General features: G+C 71.4%; 1 protein-coding gene. It reads left to right on the top strand.

Going from position 1 to position 847, the window contains the following annotated elements; translation table 11 throughout:
• Window positions 1–349: 349 nt before the first annotated feature.
• Entirely contained in the window at window positions 350–748 is a 399-nt protein-coding gene (locus D8M34_RS18320) for a 6-pyruvoyl trahydropterin synthase family protein (protein WP_126894729.1), read from the top strand.
• Window positions 749–847 lie beyond the last annotated feature (99 nt).

Below are 847 nucleotides of genomic sequence, written 5' to 3'. Positions count from 1 at the left end.
CCGGCCGGCGTCCCGCAGGGTCTCGGGCCAGGACGGCATCGGGGTCTCGTGGGTGGTCATCGGCTACCTCCTCGTAGTGGTCGACTCGGAAGCTGCTCTGTCCGATTCGCACCACGAGAGTAGCCATTGATACACGGCTGTCTCAATAGTGACCATCGTGTGTCACGCCTCATCCGCTCGGAGTAGCACCGGTGACGGGCCGCAGCTGCCGGGCGCACGCGCGTGACCAGCGCGGGTCACCGCCGCGACGCGGCTCGGTCGCCGCGTCACCGGCGTGGTGCTTTCATGAATATTGCCCACTTCTCGTCTGGACAACCGGTTCAGCGAGCGCCGCGCGGAGGAGGACCGCTTGTTCAGCATCACCGTCCGGGACCACGTCATGGTGGCGCACAGCCTGCGCGGCGAGGTCTTCAGACCGGCGCAGCAGCGCCACGGCGCGACCTTCCTCGTCGACGCCACGTTCCGGCGCCCCGAGCTGGACCCGGACGGGATCGTCGTCGACATCGGGCTGGCCACCACGCAGCTCGCGGAGACGCTCGCCGCCCTCAACCACCGCGACCTCGACGACCACCCCGAGTTCACGGGCGTCAACACGACCACCGGGTTCCGGGCCCGGGCGGTCGCGGACCGGCGCGCCGACCGCATCGGCGCGGGGAAGCTCGGCGGCGACGCCGGCGGGTTGACCGGCCTGACGGTGACGCTGCACGAGTCGCACGTCGCGTGGGCGAGCTACGAGCGGGACCTGTGACGGCTCCCGCACCGCCCCGGACCACGGGGCGTGCGGTGCACGTCGTCGTCCCCGCCGGGATCGACGACCTGCGCTCCCCGAGCGGCGGGAACCGCTACG

The sequence above is a fragment of the Microbacterium sp. HSID17254 genome, assembly GCF_003989315.1.
Taxonomy (GTDB): Bacteria; Actinomycetota; Actinomycetes; order Actinomycetales; family Microbacteriaceae; genus Microbacterium.
The sequence above is the reverse complement of the archived record's forward strand: the minus strand, read 5'-3'. Positions and strand labels throughout refer to the sequence as shown.